The sequence below is a fragment of the Jatrophihabitans telluris genome, from assembly GCF_023516435.1.
Classification (GTDB): Bacteria; Actinomycetota; Actinomycetes; order Mycobacteriales; family Jatrophihabitantaceae; genus Jatrophihabitans_A; species Jatrophihabitans_A telluris.
Genome location: NZ_CP097332.1, coordinates 2,564,647 through 2,585,524, shown reverse-complemented (window position 1 = coordinate 2,585,524; position 20,878 = coordinate 2,564,647). Strand labels below are relative to the sequence as shown.

The window sequence follows — 20,878 nt, the reverse complement described above, 5'->3', positions numbered from 1 at the left end:
TCACACCTTGGAGGACCTATGGCCGACACCCCGATCGCCCTAGTCACCGGTGCCGCTCACGGCCTCGGGCTCGAGGTCGCCACCCAGCTCGCAGCAGCAGGCATGGCGGTCCTCATCGCTGCTCGTGACGTCGATGCGGCGACGGCCGCTGCCGACCCGGTGGCTGGCGTGGAGGCCCTTCCGGTCTCACTCGACATCAGCGATCCGCACTCGGTCACTCAGGCCGCGCGAGTGGTGGCCGAGACCCCGGGCCGACTCGATGTGCTTGTCAACAACGCGGCCGGGTACGTCGACTGGAGCGAAACCGCCTCCGGCGCCGACCTCGCCGCCGCCGAGGCCGTCATGCAGATCAACCTGTTCGGGACGTGGCGCTTGACCCAGGCACTGCTGCCGCTACTCCGCCGCAGCCCAAACCCGCGAGTCGTCAACGTAAGCAGCGGTGCCGGCTCTCACATCGACCCCGACTTCGGGCTCACGGCCCGCCATGGCGCGGCAGCCACCTACGGAATCAGCAAGGCCGCCCTCAACGCCCTCACCGCGACCTTCGCCGCCGAACTGTCCGACACCGACGTGCTCGTCAACGCCGTTTGCCCCGGTCTGACCGCCACTTTCCCCGGCGCCGAGCAGATGGGCGCGCGGCCGGTCAACGCCAGCGCGCGTGGCGTGGTGTGGGCCGCCACGCTGCCTAGCGACGGACCTCGCGGCGGGTTTTTCCGGGACGGCCAGCGCCTGGGCTGGTGACGGCCTTTGCTACTCGACCACACCTGCTGGTCTTCTGGGCTTTGAGGTCTAGGTGTATTCACACCCCCATCGAGTACGAGATCACCACGGGCCGTGTAGTCCACTTCATGCCGGCCGGCTGAGCGTCAGGCTGATCAACGTCTGATTGATGCCGAGGAAGTACGAGCCATGCAGTGCGACGACATCGGCGCCTTTGCGGCCACGGTAAGCGCAGTCCAGGGCGTCATCGTGTACGGGCTCGACAAGGCCGTCATCCGCCCACGCCGCGAGGGATCGTCGAGCGGCTGGACACACGGTGGCCGGCTGTCCCGGGACGTACCACGCCTTGAGAAAGATGCGTGGGTCCGCGGCCTCGGTGACCTCGTACTGGGCGGTTGCCGCAGCCGGGGGCCGGAATACCCCAACGGCAGCCCGCTGCTGGTCGAAGGAAGGATGAACTTGCCGCCACCCATGAACCAACACCAGCGTGGCGAGAGCAGCGGAGACGAGCGCGCCCAGCAGCTTTATCACGCGCCGGCTCAACCCCGGGCCGGCCCAACCAGCTCCGAGAAGGCCAACTCCGAGGATGAGCGCTGCGGCGACCAGCGGGGGCAGCATCTGGGAACTGACATGCGACCGGAAGCTCGTGGTCGGGCTCGGGTCGAAACTGAATCGCAACTGCAGCGCATAGATGCCGCACCACACCATCAACGCGACCGCCGTAATCTGCCCAACGGCCGCCGTCGCGGGCAGAATCAGCCCCAGTCTTCGAGTGAGGGCGTCTACTCCGGTAGATCCGTGAAGGGGCATGCGCCTCAGCCTCATCGGGTCTAGTCGACGCATCGTTGACCACCGATCGAATCGCGAATGAATTGGTCACTGCGCTTGGTGATCACGCAGACCGCCAGTGGCGTGCTTTGACTTCCCAGGTCCGGGGCGATCGCGAAGACCACGGCACATCGGCAACGGCGACGGTGTCCACCCGCTGGTTCCGAGTCGGTCAGGAGTGCGTCTGCTTCATGATGGCGACCGCTGCCTGGACGATCTTGTCAGCCGCCAGTTCGCCGACCGTGCTCACGCCCAGGGCTTGGGTGAGAAGTGTGGCCTTGGCGCTGCTGAGCCCCTTGAGCGCGTCGAGTGGGGCCGCGGCGAGGTCGGCTGCGGTCTTGCCCGCGTACTTCTTGTCAACGAGATCGTCAAGGCTTCCACCTGGCCCAGGTCCAGGTCCCGGTCCAGGCCCAGGTCCAGGTCCAGGTCCCGGTCCAGGCCCAGGTCCAGGCGCCGGAGCGGGTCCGGGCGTCGGTGGGACCGGGGGCTTGGGTGGCTTCGGGCGGACGATCCCATCGGTGGGGGCTGGCAGGGTGCTCCCGTCGAGGGTGACCAGCGCGGGCATCTGCTGGTCCAGTGACCCGGCCCAAGGGGGAGGGTCAGCCGGTCTGGGGGTCGGGCTGGGTGGGGCGGGTTGGGTGATCGTGCTGCCGTGGGCCGGCGGTAGCGGCCTGGATGTGGCGGCGTCGACCAGGGCGGCGAGGCTGGGCGCATCATCGACCCGGGGCACGCCGAGTGCGGGTAGTCCGAGAAGATCGACGATGGTTTTTGGGATGCTCGCGTGGGAGTGCCATCGGTTGTCGATGGCTTGCCTGACCTTGCCGCCGAACATGATGAGCGGGATGCGGGCGCCGCCGATGGCTGCGAATCCACCAGGGTGAAGGGCGTCGGGGACGGTCTCGATCGCAGGAGTGGGGATGGAGTCGGCGTAGCCGCCCCAGTCGTCCCAGGTGAGGATGAACGTGGTGTCGGGCCAGCCGCCGCCATCGATGACCGCCTGGACGCGAGCCCAGACGAGGTCCTGCCCTTTCGTGACGTATGAAGGATCGCTTGTCGCCGGTGGGTGTTCGTCGTAGCCGGACGGACTCCACACGTAGCAGACTTGCGGCAGGGTGCCGCCTGTGGCCATCGGGATGAACTCCGCTGGGCGGTGCACGTTGTTGGCGCCCGGAGTGGTGGTCAGGCTCGCGTAGAACTTCGTTGGGTAGCCGCTGGCATCTGGGAACGCCGCCCACGAGACACCCGCCGCGTCGGCCGCGGTGAAGATCGAGGGGATGTTCCAGACCGGGTGAGCGCCGACGAACGGCGGGTTCTTCATCGTCGGTGTCTGACCGCCCACCGCGAGCATGTGCCCGCTGGTGGAGTTCGACCCAAGTCCGAAGTGATGATCTGCGAACACGAACTGCTTAGCCAGATAGCTGTAGAACGGGATGACGGCGTCATTGTCGATCTGCACGGGCAACGCCGGGTAGTCACCCATCGCGTAGTGCACCCAGGAGTTGCGGTCGTGCGGCTGATCGAAGTTGGGTGGCGCCGCCAGCAGGTTTCCCCGGTTGGCCACCGCCGCGCCCCACGCAGCCATGGTCGGGAAGTAGAAATCCGTGGTCTTGTTCTCCTGCAAGAACACGATGACCCTGTGCCCAGCAATCCCTGACATGCGCCCCACCCCGTCCTGCTCGACGATGCAGCCTCATCCGGGCCAGCGAACCACTCATGGAGCCAAAGCACCACTGCGCCCCGGCTACGACTGGATGAATCCTTTGTGCCGGCGACCGAGACCTACGCATGTCCGCTGCCGTCAACGCCGCTGTGCTCAGCTACAACGACCCGTCCCGGGCGTCCATCTCATCGGTGACGCCCAGGTCTTGGTCCTCATCGGGTGACGGCTCATGCCGGTAGCGCCACTCGCGAGCGCGTGTACTCGCCCCGATCAGAACGTAGCGGATCAGCACGGGACCGCCGGAGGGGATCTCCAGGACCAAGGGCGGTGCGCCGTGTTCCCGCTCTTGCACCTCGCGGCGCCTGCCAGCGAACGGGCCGCCGATGAACAGCGCGACGATCATTCGGTCTTCCTACTAATGCGTACTCGGTGATCCCCATACAGCTGCGCATGCCACTGACACAGGCGCAGCGTCGCAGGGGTGTGCGCAGCTTCTTCCTCAAACACCCCGGTCCCGGGTGCGAGACAGAACACGCCGTCTGATGCGCTCGCACATCCCGTTACTTCACAACGCTGCACCCGATCACGGTGCACGCCCGAGGTGTCTTGACGTTGAACGCAAGCTTTCCAACACTGTCTGTGCCCAACGCGGCCGCGCATCAACCAGATCGTTGGGGGCACAGTGAACGCCGACGCCTCGCCCCGTCCACTGGTAGAGGGGGAGTTCGCCACTCTCGTTGATCTTGATTAGTCGCATCGTCGGACGGAGCGCCCGCGCGTCCCCGACGCCAGCAAGGGCTGCCTGCTCAGCATCACGAATGTCGTCATCCCGAAAGACGCGCAGGCTCAAACTCAAGAGCTGTCAGCGGACCGACGGGCGGTGGTTGTTCGATGAGAAACCCGTGGGCCGTGCTGCAGCCCACGTTCCGTAGCACGTCCAGCTGCTCCAGCCGTTCAACACCTTCGGCCGTCAGCGAAGTCCCGGCATTGTGGCGGTGGTGCGGCGCAGCGCGTGTGGCCGACTCAGTTATGCGAAAGGATTGTCGGGGAAGTGGTCCACGAGGCTGATCTTCACGCGTGACCCGTACTTGGTTGTGAGTAGGTCGGCAAGGGCCCGCTGGCCGCGTCCTCGACCCATCGTGACTGTGACGGCGTTGTCCGCCGGACTCGGGCCCCATGTCATACCGAAGGTGACGTGCGCGGCTGCAATGTCGCGACTTACCTGGACATTGAGTTGGTCGAGCGCGGCGACGCGTTGTGCGAATTGCCTGGACACCCGGGGAGCTGCCGCTGGCGGCCGTCGGGAGGCGACGCGTTGCTCACCCTGTGAATCGTGGTGTGCCGACTCGGACGCCTGCGTTCGCGAAGCGACCAATACGACGGCGGCCAGGACGGTTGAGCCGATGGCAGCAATGCTGGCCGCGCGCATTGGGTTCATGAGCTGCTCCGTCTCCGGTGGCAGAGGTCGTTTCGAGCATACGGCGACCCGACGTTGACGGAGCAGCTGCCGGCCGATGCTTATCGACTGCGACCGCGACCGCGACCGCGACCGCCACTTCGACAAGCGTGTTGACGGCACAAGAGCGAGGACAGCATCGCCTCGCTGGTCGGTCGGATTCACGCAACAGAAGCGGGCTACCGCCGCGTCTCGTACGTGTAATGCTCCGGCTCCGGCTGGACACCTACCAATCGGGTGTGTCGCGTCGCGAGGAGGGCCTGGATGCGGGACGAGGATCGTCGTGCGCTGCTCGACCAGTGGTTCCGCGCCGATGCGAACCGGGTGTTGGCCTACTTGCTGCATCGAACCGACCCCCAGACCGCTCAGGACGTGCTACAGGAGGTGTTCGTGACTGCATTCCGTAAGGCAGAGGACGTGCCTCAGCCGCCAACCGGCTGGCTGTTCGGGACGGCCCGAAGGCTGCTTGCCAATAAGCACCGAGGCAATCGCCGCCGCGACGAACTAATCGCGAGGCTGCTTGAGGACGCCAGCCGTGAGGTGGACGCCGAGGTTGCGGATCTGAAGGCGGCCTTTGGGCAGACGCTCGCGGTCTTGTCGGCGGGTGACCGGGAAGTGCTGACCCTGACGGGCTGGTATGACCTGACCGCACGGGAGGCGGCCGAGGCGCTCGGGACTTCAGCTGCAACCTACGCGGTCCGCTTGCACCGGGCACGCAAGCGTCTCGCCGCGGCTCTCGACGAAGCGGGTTACCGCGGCGAAACCCCTGCTGGTCAACTTGCGGAGGCACTCCGTGGCTGACGATGTGAACCGCTGGCTTCGCCTCGTCCGGCCGACGTCGCCGCCAGACGTGGATGGCTGGGTCGACAGCGCCGAGGGATCGCAGTCGTTGTCCGATATCCATCGACGGATAACGGCCATGCGGGATCGGCGCCGAGCGCGCAGGTGGACATTGCTGCCCACGGCGACCACCGTGACAGCGGTCGCCGCGGTCGTCCTCGTTTCGGCAGTAATGGGTGCCGACCCTGAGATTCATCAGCCGCAGGGTCCGACACTCACGCAGATCCGTCCGGCCGCAATGCTGCTCAGTCCCTATTCCTCCTGCGATGCGCTGCTCGATGGGCTGCGTGCGCATGCGGTGAAGCACTTGCAGGCGTTCTCGCCTTCCGGCGGTGACGCGTGGTTCGGGCTGGCAGGGGGCCCAGTGCGTTCGTCTGCCTTTGCCGGCGTCGCCGATGCTGCTGCCGCCGCCCCATCGTCGGCGCCCGGTGGCAGTGACGTCACGTCGACCACGAACGTGCAGGAGCAAGGTGTCGACGAGCCGGACGTGGTGAAGACCCAGGGCGGTCGGGTAGTAACAGTGACCGACGGTGTGCTTCGGGTGATCGATGCGGGTGGCCGACGCATCGTGGGCAGCCTCGATCTACGGCACTACGCCAATTACGAAGGCGCCCAATTACTCACGTCCGGCGATCATGCTCTCGTCCTGCTCAAGCCAGATGCACTCGGGCTAGGCGGCCTGGTCGGCATGCCGGCGGCCGGAGGTCCGAGCCGCCCGGGGATCGGCCTAGGGACGAACAGCGTCAGTCCAGACTCGATGGTGCTCTATGTCGACCTCTCCGCCTCGCCACGCATCACCGGCTCACTCGAGGTCACCGGCAGGATCCTGGACGCGCGCATGGTCGGTACAACGGTTCGCGTAGTGGCGTCGAACACGCCTTCGATCGAGCAGCCGCAGGCGTACAGAACCTATTCGCAGTACAAGTCGGAGTTGCGCGCCAACATCGACAAGGCTCCGCTGAAGTCGTGGCTGCCTGCGTACACGATCACCGGCCCGGCCGGCTCGTTCTCGGCGAGCGTGCCTTGCGCTGCAGTCGATCACCCAACGGACTTCACAGCCGCCTCGATGCTGACGCTCTACACGGTTGATCCGGGCAAGCCGGCGGCCGATCCGCAGCCGGTCAGCGTCTCGGCGGACGGAAACACCGTGTACGCCACAACGTCGAGTCTCTACATCGCAAGCAGCCCGAACTGCCGGTGGTGCGCCGGGTCAAACGCTGTGACGACCACGACTGACGTTCACCGGTTCGACATCACCGGCACGGCCAAGCCGACCTACCTCGGTTCAGGCAGCGTGCGAGGGTCGCTTCTAAGTCAGTATTCCCTTTCTGAGTACGGGGGCTCGCTGCGTATCGCAACGACCGTCAGCGATTCACGCGGCTCCTCGGTCAGCGGCGTGGACGTGCTCGACGCCGCGACACTGAAGCAAACTGGCTCGGTCAGCGGTCTCGGCAAGGGCGAACGTGTCTACGCCGTTCGCTTCCTCGGAAAGCTCGGCTACGTGGTTACCTACAACCAGCAGGACCCGCTCTATGTGCTCGACCTGTCCGATCCGGCAAAGCCCCGGCTCGCGGGCTCACTTGAGATACCTGGTTTCTCGAGTTATCTGCAGGATGTTGGTAACGGCCGCTTGCTCGGCGTGGGCCAGGACACCCGCCTCGTCAAAGAGGGCGGCGGCCAGTACGCGCACAACGAAGGGCGCATGGTGCAACTGTTCGATGTCAGCAACCCAAGAAATCCCACCCGCACTGCGAAGGTGGTGCTGCCCGGTACAGGCACACCCGGAGATCCGGGCTTCGACCCGCACGCCTTTCTGTATTGGCCACAAACGGGTCTCGTTGTGGTGCCGATCGCGAACTACGACAACGGCGGCGCGCTGGCTGTTCGGGTGGACAGCAAAAACCTCGTCCAACTCGGCACGTTATCCAATCCGGGCGGAAGTGCGAGAGCCCAGGTTTCGGCGATCGTGCGGAGCATGATTGTCAACGGCAATCTGTGGACGTTCTCCCAGAGCGGCATCCGCATCAGCAGTCAGACAAGCCTGGCCAAGCTCGAATGGATCCCGTTCACGTAGGTCACGGAGCGATTTGCGGCGTCGATCGGTCCCGATGCCGAACTCAACGGGCGCGTCAAGCTGGGCTGAGAAGGCCACGCACGGAGCTGCTTCGTCGTCGCAATGGCGCTCGTTCTGATCGCGGTCACGTTGGTAGATCAGGCGGAGACGCCACCCGAGCGACTTCCGCACTCGATGGCCTTGCGACACGGGCCGGCGTAATTCCTACCTAGTCTGTCGTCGTGCCTGATGAAGCAAATCGACTCGCCACGCCACATGTTGCCGCGGGGGTTCTGTTCCGCGACGAGGCTGGACGGGTGCTAGTCGTCAAGCCGACATACAAGGACGGCTGGGACGTCCCGGGCGGCTATGTGGAGATTGGGGAGAGTCCGCGAGCCGCGGCGATCCGCGAGGTCCGCGAGGAACTCGGCGTGGATTGGCAGGTTGGTGAACTGCTGTTGGTGGACTGGGCACCTCACCCGAACGAGGGGGACAAGCTTCTCTTTCTCTTTCGTGGGCACGTTTCACCCGAGCAGGTTCGCGAGTCGCTAAAGCTTCATCCGGGCGAGATAGCCGCGGCGAGGTTCGCCGAGGATCGGGAGCTGCCGCAACTTATGCCCGAGCGCCTGAGTAGGCGGCTAGCTCAGGCGCTGCGGAGCTCGGCAAGCGCGCAGTACCTGGAGCACGCCGTGAGTCCGACGCTGGACCACTGAGCGGAGCACCTCGGGGTCTCGGCTTCGAGGAAGATCGCGTTCACGGGTTGGCGCCAATGGCACGTCGGAGATCGGCCATTGAGTTTTGCATCAGTGTCGCGAAGTCGACCGTGAGGTCGTTGAGCCAGTCGTCGTAGGCGGTGATGAACGCCGCCACAGCGACTCGGGCAATGAAGCTCGCATCCCGTGCAGGCACGTTCCGCATGCAGAGGGCTGCAGTGATCTCTGCCGTCAGGGACGTCAACTTTGCGAGGTTGCGTTCCTGGAGCTCAGTCGACGAGTCGATGAGATCCCGGCGGGTCCGGCCGCCCTCGCCATACACCGAAAGTTGCCGTCCTCCGTGTGTCAACGCGGCGACTGCCGCGTCAATGGGCTCGAGGCTGGGGTCGGCGTCGGTCAGGTGTTTGACGATGCCCGCCTCGAAGAGGTGCGCGTCGGCGAACAGAATCTCCCGCTTGTCGGCGAAGTAATTGAAGAACGACCGCTTAGTCAGCCCGGCACGATCGGCGATTTCGGCAACGGTGACCTTGTCGTATCCGCGCTCGACAAATAGCGCGAACGCCGCTTGCTGGAGACGTTCCTGTGCGCCTGGTTCCCACCGTGCCATGCCCTGAGCATACCCGTGATTGCACAAGGTGCAATCACGTCCTACAGTGGTTACTGCACTCAGTGCAATCACAAGACTTGACCAATCGAGAGGACCTCATGGCCATCAACGCAGCGGCGTGGAGCAATGCGAAGAACGCTTCTCTGGAGGTCGCCGAAGCTCCGTACCCCGCGCCGGGTGACGATCAGATCGTCGTTCGCAACCACGCGGTCGCGATCAATCCGCTGGACTGGATCATCCAAGTGGCGGGCGGGCTGACCTATCGGTGGCTGCAATACCCGGCGGTGATCGGTTCTGACCTGGCCGGTGAGGTCGTTGAGGTCGGCAAATCCGTCACTCTCTTTCAGGTAGGCGACCGTGTTCTCGCCCATGCAGTCGGCACCGACAAGGACTCCAACCGCGCGGCCGAGGGAGCCTTCCAGCACTACACCGTGGTGCTGGAGCGCATGACATCCCCGCTTCCGGACACTCTCGCCTACGAGAACGCCGCAGTCCTGCCGCTCGCGGTGTCCACGGCAGCGTCAGCGCTCTTCCAAAAGGACCAACTCGGTTTACGGCACCCGACGCAAAGCCCGCAACCCACCGGCCAGACCGTCCTCATCTGGGGTGGGTCGACAAGCGTCGGCAGCAACGCGATCCAGCTCGCAGTCGCAGCCGGATACGACGTGATCACGACCGCCTCGCCGCACAACTTCGACTACGTCGCGTCCCTGGGCGCAAGCCTGGTGTTCGACTACAACGACCCGAAGGTCGTCAACGACCTCGTCGCGGCTTTCGCTGACCGAACCCTCGCCGGTGCGATAGCTATCGGGACCACCGCGGCCTCCGCCTGCGTGCGCATCGCCGCCGCCTCGAAGGGCAACAAGTTCATCGCCATCGCCACTCCACCGGTTTCGTTCGAGCGTCTCGGCGATGCCGACCGACCATCGTTCGTCACGTTCCGCACCATCTTCCGACTGATCACGTCCAACATCGGCCTGCAGCTTCAGGCACGACCCCGGGGAGTGCGGCTGAAATACATCTTCGGCACGTCCCTGAAGTCGAACGAGGTGAGCACCGCCATCTACCGCGACTTCCTGCCGGCGGCGCTGGCCGGCGGCCGATATGTTCCCGCGCCGCAACCGTTGGTCGTCGGAAAAGGACTGCACGACCTCCAGCACGCTCTCGACATTCAGCGCAAGGGCGTCTCGGCCCAGAAGGTCGTCGTCACCCTTGCTTCCAACTAGCTCCGCCGCACGGCCGATGGGCGAGCAGGAAAACCTTCGCCCATCGGCCGGCCGCGATCAGACGCAGCGGTTCGGCATCGTCCACATGATCGGACGGCCCCGGGCATGAGACGGTCGCGGCCGCGTTGAGCGCGTTCATGACCGTCACATCAACTCGGAATAGCGTGCTCACGTGCGCAGACTGGGGAGGATGCGGGTGCGGATTGCGCGCTGGGCGCTATATCCGCTGGCGACCGGCCTGGTGTACGTACTGCTTGTCGGTCTTGGCTGGTCGGGCACGTCCTCGGGGGTGCTGCATTCGGCGTTGACGGGCGGAGCGCGAGACACCCGGAGTCTGGCTGGAACGGCGCGCAGTGTGCGTTCGGATGAGTGGCTTGTGGCTACGCCGTACGCGATTTCGCAGAGTCAGCACGGCTTTGCTCGTGTGAACCCGGATTTGGGGACCGGCCAGGACATCTCACTGCCGTTCAATTTGCCCTACTGGGATTGGACAGTTCTGTTCCGACCGGAGACCGTGCCCGCGCTCGTGCTGCCGCTCGGTCATGGCTTCGCAGGTTGGTGGTGGGCCTGGGCATGGATCTTGGCGGTCGGCGCTTACGCGTTTTCGCTCGCGCTGCTGCCTGGTCGGTATGTGTTCGCTGCTGGGGTTTCGCTCGCCTTGTTGTTCAGCCCGTTCGTGCAGTGGTGGTACGAGCCGTCAACTTTGCTCAGCCTGGGCTGGGCTTGTTGGGCCGGCGCCGCCGCGATCGCCGTATCGCGTGCTCGAAGTAAGCGTGCCGCGGTGTGGGCGGGGACCGCACTGGCCTACGCGGTCACAGCGATGGCGATGTCGGCCTACGTGCCGTTCGTGCTGCCTTGCCTGTTGGTCGTGATCGCTGTCGCGCTAGGATCGGTCTTCAGTCCCTCGCCCTCGGACACCGCTATTGGGGCTCGTCCGTGGCGGCTGCGTCTGGCGGTGATGGCCGGTGCGGCGGCCGCGTCAATCCTGTTCTTGGCGGCGTTCGTGCTCACTCGCACGGCCGCGATCAGAGGGATTACCGGCACGGTCTACCCGGGTGCACGCAGGGTGCCGACCGGGCAGATCAACCTCGCGACGTGGCTCTCCGGGCCATTCGACTGGGCATATCTTCCCAGGGCCACTTCGCTCCGGGGATGGGCAGCGAACGCCAGTGAAGGTTCCTCCTTCGTGCTCATGGGTCTGTTTCTCCTTCCGGTCGCTGCCTGGCAGATCGTGCGGGGGGTGCGGGCACGGCGCCTCAACGCCATGCTCGTGGCGACGACCGGCGTGCTCGTGCTGTTCATCCTGGTCGCAGCGGTGCCACATCTGAGCTGGATCGCTCAGGTCACCGGGCTGAGCTTGGTCCCCACCGAGCGGCTCACCATCGGTCTCGGACTCGCCTCGACCGTGCTCGCAGTCGCCGTCGTCGCCGACTGGGTCAGCACGACAGCGCACAGTCACCGCGGACGGACGGCGTGCGCCGGCGCTGTCGGACTGCTGGCGCTCGTGGCCACCCTGGTGACCGGCATACATCTGCGCCACGTTGCACCCCACGCGCTTCGTTCGGGGACGGCGCTGCTCGCCACGGCGATCGTGGTAAGTGCGATCGCCGTGCTGCTGCTGGTGCGCGCGACTGCAGCCGTGCTGCTCTGGGCGACGATGTGCTGCGTTCTCGGTGCTCCGGTCAACCCGCTGTACCAAGGCCTATACAACGTGGGACAGACTCCGCTCGGGCGGACCGTCGCCGCCGTCGACCGTGGCCGTCCGGGTAACTGGGTCAGCGTCGGCGACATCTATTCCACAGCGATCCTGCCCGAAAGCGGCGTGAGCCACCTATCCGGCGTGTACGGCTACCCGTCCGCCGCCGTGTGGCAATGGTTCGATCCGAAACGGGTGCACCGGCAAGCCTGGGATCGTTACGCCTACGTCCTGTTCCGACTCGGCGCGGACGGTTCCCACATCACAATCGGAAGCCCACAGGCGGACGTGGTCATCAGCACGATCAGTGCGTGCGACCCGGTCGTCCAGGCACACGTGACCTACGTGCTTGCCGGCGGTCCCCTGACCTCGGCCTGCCTCCGTCTCAAAGCCACTGCGCAAGAGGGCCGGCGGACCTACTACATCTACGCGACCGGGCCGAAGTAACCGTCTCTGGACGGGATCCGGAGATGCTCGACGAGACCGTGTGTCGTTCAGACGGACTGACGGGTCCGTGTGTTGGCGTCAGCCTCCCACTGTGGGTCGTCCTCGGTGAGCGGCGCACTGGTGGACAGTCGGGCCGCCGGTTTCACCCGCCGTCGCAGGGTGAGCGCGAGACCCACCAACAGCACAAGAACGAGTCCGGCGGTTACCGCATCGGCCACTGCGGACATCGGCAGCTGGGAGAACACCCGACGCGCGGGGCCGCCGACCGTGCCGCCGACCGCCCAGCGATATTGTGTCGACACCGCCGGTTGCCCGTCCCGAGCGACTCGGACTTGCACAGACCAAATGCCCGAGACGTCGAGGGCGTCAGTCGGTAGCACCCACTGCCCGGAAGAGGAGGTCGCTGGGTTTTGGACGTGCTGCCCACCAGGTCCGGTGAGCTCGATCCAGACCTGCGAGATCGGGCCCAGCACCGGTCGCCGGGAGTCGAAAACCCCGACGGTGACGAAGTTGTGGCCCGGCCGGTTGGGGGCGATCCGGACCGATTCCACCAGCCCGGCGGTCTCTCCGGAGACGGTCACGCTGCCGGCCACCGGCACTGCGGGGCGCCATTGGGAACCCTGGGGCGGGGTGGTGCCGGCCAGCGCCGCGCCACCGCCCAACACCAGCACCAGCATCACCGCCTCGACCATCAACGCACGCGGGCGCACAGTGGGGTGAGCCCGTCGTAGCAGCCGGTGCGCCGACCAGCCCAGTAGGCCGCCCGCGAGAGCGAGACTGAGTTTGATCAGCAGCACGTGCCCGTACGTCGACAGCAGCAGGGCATCCACCGTGCGGGCCGCACTGCCCGTCAGTAGCACCCCGGTGACGGCCAAGATGGCCACGCAGGCGATAGCCACGGTGCCGAAGGCCTTCAGGAGCTGCAGGAACTGCCGCTTGTGCTCGGCATCGGCCCGGCGCCCGCGGCACAAGGCCGCCGCGGTGACCGCGCTGCCGATCAGAGATCCGCACCAAGCCAGCGCGAAGACCAGATGAACGGAACCGATGATCACCCGAGACGGGGAACCGGCGTCGTGTCCGAGCAAGGCCGTCGTGCCGACGACCGTGGCCAGCACGCCCAGCTCGACGGCTCCCGCCAGATACCGCACGCGCACGATGGCCGTTATCCGTCGGTGCCCGAGGGCAGCCAGCAGCAACACCACCGTCGCCAGCACTCGAATGGCGGATCGCTGACCGAACGGAGCCGTTCGTAGCGCGATCAACGCCGCTGTGCCGCCCGCTTGCAGAATGGCCAGGGCCAGCATTGCTGCCAGCGCGCAGGCCCCGCCGACGACGCTGACCCGGGTCAACGTCCCTGCGATCGGCGCGGCTAGCCGCACCCGTCCGAAGCGAGGTAGCCAACTGAGCAGCAGGCCGCCGGTGAGCGCGCTCAACCCGAGCAGAGTCAGCCAGCGCAGCAGGGTTTCCGAGGCGTTCGGGAACGGATCGGCCGCCATCGTCGGGCCTACCGCGGCGCTGACGCCGATGCCGAAGACCACCACGCCAGAGGTCTGATGGCGGTCGTCGGTCGCGACGGTGCGCCAGCTCACCCGGTAGGTCTCATCCGGTAGCGGTGGCAAGCCCAGCACGAGAACCGCGTCACCGACCAGTGCGGTGGACGTCGGGGTGAACGCCCGCCCCTGACTATCGACGACGCTCGCTTGCGTGAACGCCGGGTCGACGGCCTCGCTGAACTGCAGCCGGATCGAAGCCGGCGCGCTCGCCAGCACCTGACCGTCCTGCGGCGTGCTGGACAACAACACGGAATGTGCCTGCGAGACCGGCGAAAACATGATCTGGACGACGAGCGCGGCGAGCAACGCCGCAGCCAACAGGCCCAGTTTGCCGACGATCCGAGCGAGCATGCCGGTCACGCTACGACCGCGGCCATCGGCGGAACGTCCACGTGACGGTTTGCTCGCCTGCATGACGGATCCGTCATCCCGCCAACGGCCAACCCTCATCAGGTGAGAGGGGTTTCATCTGCGATTACGGGCTCCTCATAGTGGTGTCGCAACGAGGCCGCCCGGGGCTTCACTGCTCGACAGCGCCGAAGGTCGTGGCGTGATCACAGGGGAGTCCTCGATGTTCAGAGCCGGTCGTCCTAGCTTCCGCCGAACCGCCCGCATCCGCATCGTGCTGCTCGTCGCCGCGCTGGCGGCGCCCATGCTGGCCTACGCCGCCGGTCCCTCGGCCGCCGCGCCCGCGCCCGCCGGCTGGACGGCCAACGGACACCCCAATCCCGCGCTGGACCTGTCGGGCTGCTCGACCAAGGCCGCCGGGACGTTGTGTGTGCGCGCGGCGGAGGACTCAATCCTTCCCGGATCGCACATCGGTGGTCAGGGACCGAGCAAGAACGACCCGGTTTCCACGTACAAGTGGCTGCTCAACAAGGACAACACCGGTGGCGTGACGCTCGGCCCGGACCGCAAGACCCCGCTCGCCTCCGAGGTCAAGACGTGTCATCCGATCACCTCTACGAACCCCGCCGGTAATCCCAACTACCCCAATCCGAGCGACGGCAGCAGCCCGATCACCGCGGACGGCTCGCCGAGTCCCGCCGCCTGCAACTGGCCCTCGATCCACAACATCACCTCGAGCCCCGTGGTGTCCGACGGAAGCCAGTCGGATTGGAACACGAGCACGGCGCTGCCTTTGCAGGTCGCCGGCAAGGGGCGCGGTCTGCCCAACGGAAAGTACCTGGTCTCGGTCACCGCCAACGGCTTCCAGATCGGTGGCGCGCACTTCTCGGTGACCGACGGCGTCTACCGCGGCCTGGATGTCACCTCCAGCGGCGCGATCGCGGTCAGCCTGAACCCATTGCCGATCCCGCTGACCAACATCCGGCTCAAGGTCTATGGCGACATGGCCTCCACCAACGGCCAGTGGGACGAGCAGTCGGAGTTCGGGCTGCCGGGCTACAACGCCCACCTGACCGACTACGACGGACCGGTCAACGTCGACTACTACAACAACCCGCTGTGCACGGCATACCTGCTCAGTCCCGCCTACACGCGCTCCCACCCAGACCCGACCGACACGTTCTACACCGTGAAACTCGGTCTGGATGGTCGGCCGATCGTCGACCCGAAACACCACGTCCGCGGTAATTTCGAGGTCGATGGTCCGGCCACCGGCTCGTGCACAAGTGACTCCAACGGCGACATCCTGATTCCGAACATGGCGCCGAACCGTTACGGCTCCTCGGTGATCGCCGATCAGGTCGGGGGCGTCGACCCAGCCAGCGGCAGGCTCCTCCCGCCGCAGCAGACTTGCCCGGTGCTGGGCACCACGCAGGCGTCGCTGACCTCCACCGCCATCAACGACCAGGCCTGCTGGGTTCAGACCACCACGCTGGAGGGCAACCACGACTTCGACACCTGGCCGCAGGCCAACTCCACCGGCTACGACACGGAATTGCTGGTCGGCGGCGAGTTGGTGCCCCAGGTCCAGTTCGGCTTCGTCAGGGCCGGCTGCATGGTCAATCCGGCCTTCGGAACCGTCGACTTCGCCGGACTGACCAACCCTAACCGTTGGCGTGCGCCGTCCGATCCGGCCTGCAACACCGTTCCGCGGGCGCCACGCACACCGCTGCCCACCGGGTCGATCACCGGCAAGATCATGGGTGCCGCGGCCTACTACCCGGGCCTGGGTGGTCTGCCGGGTACCGGCGGTAACGCAGGCACCGCCGGCTACAAGTTCGACCGTCCCGTGCACCACCCGTGGGTCACGCTGTCCGACCTCAACAACGGTGACAAGACCATCTGGGCCTCCAATGCCGCCCTCGACGGCAGCTTCACGATCAAGGGCGTGCCGGACGGTTCCTACTCGGTCGCAGTCTGGGACCAGCTGCAGGACTACATCTTCGACTCCTTCAACGTGACGGTGTCCAACGGCAAGGTCACCGACCTCGGAGTGGTTCCACTACTGGAGTGGTGGACCCGGATCAGCGGCAAGATCTGCATCGACACCAACGGCAACGGACGGTGTGACACCGGAGAGGCCGGCGTGCCGAAGTTCACGGTGCAGAACCTCGATCGCACCAACAACGCCCAGGAGGGCGGCCAGAACACCTCGGTCACCGACGATCAGGGCAACTACGAGTTCACCGAGGCCTACCCGTTGGGCTACAACGACGTAATCCAGGCGTTCAACACCCGCTGGAAGACGACCGGCGTGACCTGGCAAGCCTGCAACGACCCGCAGGAGCACACCACGCTGACCGCGGCCGTCGACGTCCAGTACAACCCGGTCATCGCACAATGCGGTCGGCTGGACTGGGCGGTGCAACCGTACGCCGGCTCGACCACGTCCCAGAGTGATCCGAACAAGCAGGCCAACCGCGCCGACAACGGCGGCATCGTCGCGACGGTGTCCTACGAGGCGGTTCGCAACCGATACCTGGCGCGCAGCCAGGCGGCCTATGACTTCTTCCCCGGAATCCCCGGCGTCATGACCGAACTGTTCCAGCCGATCCGGGCCGGCGCCACTGACCCTGCGATGCAGACCTGCAACGGCCAGAGCGTGCCCAACGTCAGCTTCAACGGCTACCTGCTCAACTGCGACGGCTCGTACCGAACCACCGGTCCGACCGGCGGTTACTCGACGGTCTACAGCGCCGGCAAGATCGTCAGCACCGATCGCTACGGGGGCGTGACTCCGCCCGACGGCACGGTCAACGCATACCAGTCCGAGCACTACGCCCGTGCTACCGGCTGCGTTGCTCGCGACGCCAACGGAAAGATCATCTCCGGCACCCGCCAGGCAGACGGGACCGTACTCGGCACCGAACCGGGTGGCGCTACGGTCACCGACTTCCTCCCCGGGCTCACCGTGGACCCGTCCAGCCCGAACCCTGGGCACTACACCCAGGCCTGTATCGAAGCCCCGGCCTCGGCGGTCAACTTCGGCCTCGGTACCGACAACCTGCCGCTGGACCCCAACGTCGCCAACGGCCCCACCCACGGCTCGCAGACGGTCGATGGCAACTTCGCGCTCACCCCGATAGACAGCAGTGGTACGCCCGCCGTGGGCGACTTCCTGGCCAAGGTCGACATCCCCGGCGACACCGTCTTACCGCAGGTCAGCCCGGGCGTTGACCGGCCGCTCTACAAGGTCGCCGACGAGACGAGCATGAACAACTTCGCCGGTGCGAACCTGGCGGCGTACTCCAACGATCTGACCGACCATGCCACGACTCCCGAGTTCGTGCCCCAGAACGCCGATCTGACCGCGGTGTACAACGCCGACGGCAGCCGCCACACCCACACTGGCAGCTGCGGTGGCGCGACCTGCCCGGCCTTCAGCTTCCCGCCGCAGGCCGGTCCGGCGACCCAGACCCCGGTCGCGCTGCCGGCAACCGGGGGGGACTCGCCCACCACCATGGTCGAGGACCCGAACACGGCGGGACCCTCACCGGACCCTCAGTGCGCCGGGGCCACCTTCACGGTCAACGTCTCCGACAACGGCTTCAAGTCCGCCGGCGGCAGCCCGCTGCAGGGCCGTACCCGCAACGCCTGCGACGTGCACCTGATCCACGTCGGCGGCGGCCAGTCAGTGGCGCCCAACTTCTACCTCTACACCGATGTGCCGATCCCGACGACGTTCATCGTGCAGAACTTCGACGACACGAATCTGTCGACGAACAAGGGCGAAACCCAGTACGGCGATGCGGCTCCGATTCCGAACTCGCCGGAAGGCGTCTACGACTGGCACGGCAACCTGGCCTACCAGATGAACATCGACCCCAACGGCATCGCGGAGGCTCTGATGCCCTCCACCGACGTCGCCGACTGCGCCACTCCGGCCGGCATCTGCCAGAACGTCTACCGGTTCGTCGGCAACGACCCGGGCACCATCGACCACCCCAACTACAACTACAACCCGCAGTTCCAGACCATCACCGCCAACTTCCAGGCCATGCCCGGCGTGTTCACCCCAGCTGACACCGCACCGACCCGCAGCGCGCTGGCTTTCATCAACGGTGGCCAGAAGTTCTCCGCCGCAGCCGAGTGTGGCGTGCCCCTGACGGCCCCGCAGCTGTTCTCCGTCGACCACCCCTTCGTCGACCTCACCGCCGCGACCCCCCCGAGCAAGGCCGTCATCATCCGCGGCCTCGGCTTCGGCGCCAGCCCAGGCTCCATTCGGCTCACCAGCCCGGCCGGCACCCTCTCGGGCACGGGCTGGGTCACGAGGTGGAGCGACAGTGAGATCGACCTGACCGTGCCACCAGGCACGGCAGGCGGAAAGTATCAGTTGTCGATCTCGACGGCCGGCCCGAACCCGCTCACGACGATCAACGGGATCAGCTTCTACATCCTGACCAGGGCCTACAGCCCGACGATCCTGCAAGTCGATCCCAGCTTCACCACCGAGGCAAGCAACCTCGCCGGCTGGAAGGCCCAGACCAAATTCCCCAGCATCCAGGAGGCCCTGGAGCGCGCGGCCGGCTACTGGCTGCGTCCGAACAACAACACCCTCGCCTACACCCAGGAGGGCAGCCAGATAACCAACGCCGTAATCGTGGTCTACCCGGCGGCCGCCACCCAGCAGTCGCCGGTGAACAGCGCGACGTCCAGCGGCGTGTGGTTCGAACCGATCATCGTGCACTCCGCGGTGACCGTGCAGGGCGTCGGCCCAGGCGGGGTCATCCCGGCCAGCGGGAGCACCCCGGCGATCAGCATCCCCGGAACCGTCCTGGACGGCCGGTACTACTTCAGCCTGACCGACACCGCGGTCAGCCCGCCGGCGGCGATCAACTGGGCCACCGCACCACAGGACCAGCGCGCCCAGCACGCGGTGGACGTCTGGCAAACGATCAGCGCGGCACTGTGGCCCAAGACGCCCAACCCGGACAACAAGCAGATCACCGAGGGCCAGAACGTCACGGTGCTCGCCCAGGCCGACCAACCGGCCTACAGCGCCAGCAGTCACCCGGTGCTCGACGGACTCGGCATCCAGGCATCGCTGACCATCAACACCCCGGCCAACGTCAACGCCAACACCGGTCAGCGGACCGGACCGGCAACCGGTGCGGACGCCACCCAGGGAGGTGCCCTGTTCCTCAACGGGCACGACGACTGGACTCAGGTCACCAACGACGTGATCGACGGAAACTCCGGTTCCTACGGGGCGATCCGGGTCGGTACCCCGCAACTGGACGGCCAGCACAACTGGAACGTCGAGTTCGGCAACAACCAGATCGTGGCCAACGGCGGAAACAACCTCGGTGGCGGCATGGCGATCTTCAACGACGCCGGCGGCTACCAGGTGCACGACAACCTGATCTGCGGTAACCAGTCGGCCGAGTACGGCGGCGGGATGAGCCAGTACGGTCTGAGCACCGCACCGCTGAACGTGACCGGCACGCTGAGCGGGGACGTGTTCACCACGAGCGGAGCTACACCCTTCCGGGCCGGCGACGCGGGACAGGCAGTGTCCGGCTTCGGACTCAACGGGGCGACGATCAAGGCGTTCAAGGCCCAGAACCAGGTGCAGTTGTCGGGTCGCCTTCCCGCCCCGCAGACCGGCGTGCTCAGCTACCAGCCCAAGGCGGCCAGCGACTCCGCCCCAGCACCGTCGAACCAGATCGTCCACAACGTGGTCAAATTCAACCAGAGCCAGGACGAGGGCGGCGGCATCATGATCGCCGGTCAGCTACCCCAGGACTCCACCACGGCTTCCGCGGGTGCCGGTCCGGTGACGATCAGCGGCAACGTGATCGCGGTCAACGCGGCCAACGACGACGGCGGCGGTCTGCGTTTCCTGCAAGCGGGCAAGGCGCTGATGATGGTGCAGAACAACAGCATCACCAACAACGTGTCCTCGCACGAGGGTGGTGGTATCGCCCTCGACGACACCGCGCAGGTAGTGATCATCAACGACACGATCGCGAAGAACATCACCACCGCAACCGCCGTTACCAGCGACGGATCGCCGGCTCCGGCGGGTATCTCCACCGCCCGCAACAGCGGACCGTTCCAAAAAACGCTGCCCACTGGAACCAAGCTGTGGAGCGACCCGATCATCGCCAACGACATCCTGTACGACAATCGTGCCGGATCGTGGAGCGCGTCCACCAGTTCGGTGGCCGGTATCGGACAGGTTGGCGACACCACCCAGATCAACTACTGGGACATGGGCGTTGCCGACACGTTCGCCACGGACAAGCTGAGCCCGGTGTACTCGCTGGTCGACCCGCCGCGGACCGCCGCTGAGGGCTACACCACGTCGGCCACGAACAGGACGCTGGCCAGCGGACCGACCCTGACCGGTTCCAAGAACGCCGTCGGATTCCTCAGCCCGTTGGACCTGCAGCTGGATATCGCGCCCATGCGGATCAACTTCCGATTCCGGGTGACGGCCATCGTCAACATCGATCTGCCCTCGGGTGGAATCGGGAACTACCACATTCCCCCGACCTCGCCGGCGGCCGGCGTCGGCAACAACCAGCCGGTCGTGCCGTTGCCACCGCCGTACGTCGTCCCAGGCGGTCTGTTCGCTCCGGGCACCGACCTGGACGGGACGGCTCGCGGCTCGGTGGCCGGCCACCCGGTTATCGACGCCGGTGCATACCGGGCGGCGAGCGTATGAG

12 protein-coding genes are annotated in these 20,878 nt (G+C 66.2%); 7 read left to right on the top strand and 5 right to left on the bottom strand.

The window, feature by feature from the left end; translation table 11 throughout:
* Positions 1 to 18: 18 nt before the first annotated feature.
* Entirely contained in the window at positions 19 to 741 is a 723-nt protein-coding gene (locus M6D93_RS12000; RefSeq protein ID WP_249769457.1) for an SDR family NAD(P)-dependent oxidoreductase, read from the top strand.
* Between the two features lie 105 nt (positions 742 to 846).
* Here the strand turns inward: M6D93_RS12000 and M6D93_RS11995 are convergent, their stop codons facing one another.
* The 3 genes from M6D93_RS11995 to M6D93_RS11985 all read right to left on the bottom strand — a co-directional run bounded on the left by M6D93_RS11995 (position 847) and on the right by M6D93_RS11985 (position 3,611).
* A complete protein-coding gene (locus tag M6D93_RS11995; protein ID WP_249769455.1) occupies positions 847 to 1,530 on the bottom strand; it encodes a hypothetical protein in 684 nt (227 codons plus the stop codon).
* 190 nt (positions 1,531 to 1,720) lie between these two features.
* Positions 1,721 to 3,205 carry an alkaline phosphatase family protein gene (locus M6D93_RS11990; RefSeq protein ID WP_249769454.1) on the bottom strand — a complete coding sequence of 495 codons (1,485 nt, stop codon included), beginning with the start codon at positions 3,203 to 3,205 and terminating at the stop codon, positions 1,721 to 1,723.
* A 160-nt stretch (positions 3,206 to 3,365) separates the two neighbouring features.
* Positions 3,366 to 3,611, bottom strand: coding sequence for an SET domain-containing protein (locus tag M6D93_RS11985; RefSeq protein WP_249769453.1), 246 nt, complete (start codon positions 3,609 to 3,611; stop codon positions 3,366 to 3,368).
* A gap of 1,317 nt (positions 3,612 to 4,928) precedes the next feature.
* Between M6D93_RS11985 and M6D93_RS11980 the strand changes: the two genes are divergently transcribed.
* The 3 genes from M6D93_RS11980 to M6D93_RS11970 all read left to right on the top strand — a co-directional run bounded on the left by M6D93_RS11980 (position 4,929) and on the right by M6D93_RS11970 (position 8,270).
* Entirely contained in the window at positions 4,929 to 5,465 is a 537-nt protein-coding gene (locus M6D93_RS11980) for an RNA polymerase sigma factor (RefSeq protein ID WP_249769452.1), read from the top strand.
* Positions 5,466 to 5,637: 172 nt separating this feature from the next.
* On the top strand, positions 5,638 to 7,578 hold the full coding sequence (locus M6D93_RS11975; RefSeq protein ID WP_249769451.1) for a beta-propeller domain-containing protein: 1,941 nt from the start codon (positions 5,638 to 5,640) through the stop codon (positions 7,576 to 7,578).
* Between the two features lie 221 nt (positions 7,579 to 7,799).
* Positions 7,800 to 8,270, top strand: coding sequence for an NUDIX domain-containing protein (locus M6D93_RS11970; RefSeq protein WP_249769450.1), 471 nt, complete (start codon positions 7,800 to 7,802; stop codon positions 8,268 to 8,270).
* A 40-nt stretch (positions 8,271 to 8,310) separates the two neighbouring features.
* Here M6D93_RS11970 and M6D93_RS11965 read toward each other — a convergent pair whose 3' ends face one another.
* The gene (locus tag M6D93_RS11965) at positions 8,311 to 8,877 is read right to left on the bottom strand and encodes a TetR/AcrR family transcriptional regulator (protein ID WP_249769449.1); all 567 of its coding nucleotides are present in this window, start codon (positions 8,875 to 8,877) and stop codon (positions 8,311 to 8,313) included.
* 98 nt (positions 8,878 to 8,975) lie between these two features.
* Between M6D93_RS11965 and M6D93_RS11960 the strand changes: the two genes are divergently transcribed.
* On the top strand, positions 8,976 to 10,103 hold the full coding sequence (locus tag M6D93_RS11960) for a zinc-binding alcohol dehydrogenase family protein (protein WP_249769448.1): 1,128 nt from the start codon (positions 8,976 to 8,978) through the stop codon (positions 10,101 to 10,103).
* A 190-nt stretch (positions 10,104 to 10,293) separates the two neighbouring features.
* Positions 10,294 to 12,246: a DUF7657 domain-containing protein gene (locus tag M6D93_RS11955; RefSeq protein ID WP_249769447.1), complete on the top strand. Its 1,953-nt coding sequence runs from the start codon at positions 10,294 to 10,296 to the stop codon at positions 12,244 to 12,246.
* Positions 12,247 to 12,293: 47 nt separating this feature from the next.
* On the opposite strand, the gene M6D93_RS11950 is transcribed toward M6D93_RS11955, so the two are convergent.
* On the bottom strand, positions 12,294 to 14,150 hold the full coding sequence (locus M6D93_RS11950; protein WP_249769446.1) for a copper resistance CopC/CopD family protein: 1,857 nt from the start codon (positions 14,148 to 14,150) through the stop codon (positions 12,294 to 12,296).
* Between the two features lie 220 nt (positions 14,151 to 14,370).
* Between M6D93_RS11950 and M6D93_RS11945 the strand changes: the two genes are divergently transcribed.
* On the top strand, positions 14,371 to 20,877 hold the full coding sequence (locus M6D93_RS11945) for a hypothetical protein (RefSeq protein WP_249769445.1): 6,507 nt from the start codon (positions 14,371 to 14,373) through the stop codon (positions 20,875 to 20,877).
* Position 20,878: the final 1 nt, after the last annotated feature.

What these genes read in the sequence shown, in the direction of transcription:
- M6D93_RS11950 (WP_249769446.1), bottom strand. Translation starts at nt 14,150, where the DNA reads ATGCTCGCTCGGATCGTCGGCAAACTGGGCCTGTTGGCTGCGGCGTTG.
- M6D93_RS11965 (WP_249769449.1), bottom strand. Translation starts at nt 8,877, where the DNA reads ATGGCACGGTGGGAACCAGGCGCACAGGAACGTCTCCAGCAAGCGGCG.
- M6D93_RS12000 (WP_249769457.1), top strand. Translation starts at nt 19, where the DNA reads ATGGCCGACACCCCGATCGCCCTAGTCACCGGTGCCGCTCACGGCCTC.
- M6D93_RS11980 (WP_249769452.1), top strand. Translation starts at nt 4,929, where the DNA reads ATGCGGGACGAGGATCGTCGTGCGCTGCTCGACCAGTGGTTCCGCGCC.
- M6D93_RS11955 (WP_249769447.1), top strand. Translation starts at nt 10,294, where the DNA reads ATGCGGGTGCGGATTGCGCGCTGGGCGCTATATCCGCTGGCGACCGGC.
- M6D93_RS11990 (WP_249769454.1), bottom strand. Translation starts at nt 3,205, where the DNA reads ATGTCAGGGATTGCTGGGCACAGGGTCATCGTGTTCTTGCAGGAGAAC.
- M6D93_RS11985 (WP_249769453.1), bottom strand. Translation starts at nt 3,611, where the DNA reads ATGATCGTCGCGCTGTTCATCGGCGGCCCGTTCGCTGGCAGGCGCCGC.
- M6D93_RS11995 (WP_249769455.1), bottom strand. Translation starts at nt 1,530, where the DNA reads ATGCCCCTTCACGGATCTACCGGAGTAGACGCCCTCACTCGAAGACTG.
- M6D93_RS11945 (WP_249769445.1), top strand. Translation starts at nt 14,371, where the DNA reads ATGTTCAGAGCCGGTCGTCCTAGCTTCCGCCGAACCGCCCGCATCCGC.
- M6D93_RS11960 (WP_249769448.1), top strand. Translation starts at nt 8,976, where the DNA reads ATGGCCATCAACGCAGCGGCGTGGAGCAATGCGAAGAACGCTTCTCTG.